Origin of the sequence: Streptomyces sp. NPDC097619 (assembly GCF_040302735.1) — a bacterium.
In the GTDB taxonomy this organism is placed as follows: Bacteria; Actinomycetota; Actinomycetes; order Streptomycetales; family Streptomycetaceae; genus Streptomyces.
The window spans coordinates 1-1,355 of record NZ_JBEOSD010000328.1; the positions used below are offsets into that span (position 1 = coordinate 1).

The 1,355-nt window shown below is 75.4% G+C and carries 1 protein-coding gene; it reads left to right on the forward strand.

Going from position 1 to position 1,355, the window contains the following annotated elements; all coding sequences use genetic code 11:
• The first annotated feature begins 611 nt into the window (after positions 1 to 611).
• Positions 612 to 1,238 (forward strand): winged helix-turn-helix domain-containing protein, encoded by a 627-nt coding sequence (locus tag ABTZ17_RS36800; RefSeq protein WP_352200179.1) that lies wholly within the window; start codon positions 612 to 614, stop codon positions 1,236 to 1,238.
• Positions 1,239 to 1,355: the final 117 nt, after the last annotated feature.

Consider the following 1,355-nt stretch of genomic DNA (forward strand, 5'->3'; position numbering starts at 1 on the left):
AACGCGCTCGCCCTCGGCGAGGACACCGCCCGGGGCCTGGGCGTCCGGGTGGAGCGGGCCCAACTGGCCGGCGCGGGCGTGGCCGTGCTGCTGTGGTCCGGAGCGTCCGCACGGTGCCGTGCAGACGCTCCGGCGTCCGCGGCTCCGGTCGGCGGCGGGGGTGCGGACCCCGCCGCCGGGCGGGGTCCGGGGCGTTGCGGGAGCTTTGCGGGCGGGTGCCGGCGGTGTGTCCCATCCCACACCATGTCCGGTATGTGAGACGGGACCTTCGCTCCGACCAGCTCCCACGGGGCGAGACCTGAGGGAATGTCGGAAAGTAGTGGCGGAATATGAGATTCCGCTCCATGAGGTGAGACGCGGCCTGCCCAGGGGCCCCCGCATCTGATTGAATGAGGTCATGGCCAGCCACCCGCACACCTCGACAGGTCGCAGCGACCTCGAGCCGTTCTGGCCGTCCCGTCAGCACGACGACTTCGACCGGGTGTGTTGCCGCGCGGAGAACGCGCCGGCCCTCTAACGCCCCTCGCGAGCACCCGCTCCGACGGGCCTTCGGTCTGCGCGGCCCACGTACGTCTCCTGCCGACGACTCCGCGTGAAAGAGCTGACCACTCATGGCGAACACCCGTACCCGCTCCTCTTCTGCTGCCGCCACCGCTGCGACCGCCCCGCTCGCCTTCCCCTCCCACCGTCACCGACTCCGGGCCGTGGACCGCGACGAGGTCCTGCGGGTGGCGGACTTCCTGCCGCCCGGCAGCACCTGGCTGCCCGCCCCGCAGCACACCCTGCCCACCCTGCCGGGCCAGCCGCCGATGGTCGGCTACCTGGTGCTCGTCCCGGCCGACCAGCAGCCGCCGGTGGCCCTGGCCCCGCAGTTCGGGGCACAGGCCGCGGTCCGCGCCCCGGCCCTCCCGACCGCTCCCGTCCCGGCGGGCCCGCAGACCGGCGGGGTGCACGGGGACGCCCTCGTCCGCATCGACCCGGCCCAGCGCACCGCCGAGGTGGACGGGGAGCTCCTGGACCTGACGTACCTGGAGTTCGAACTGCTGGCGCACCTGGTGGCGCACCCGCACCGGGTGCACAGCCGGGACCAGCTGGTCACGACCGTCTGGGGCTACGGCCACGTCGGCGACGGCCGGACCGTGGACGTGCACATCGCCCGGCTGCGCCGCAAGCTCGGCGCCGCGCACCGCGGGGCGATCCAGACCGTCCGGCGCGTGGGCTACAAGTACGCGCCCTGAGGACGACGGGGTCCGCGCCACGGCCTCCGGGCCGGCGCGGCGACCCCGGAACGCCGGGGGGGGGCCGGCCCCGCCCCCGGTGGGGGGGCCCCGCCGCGCGCGGGAGGGAGGTCGTCC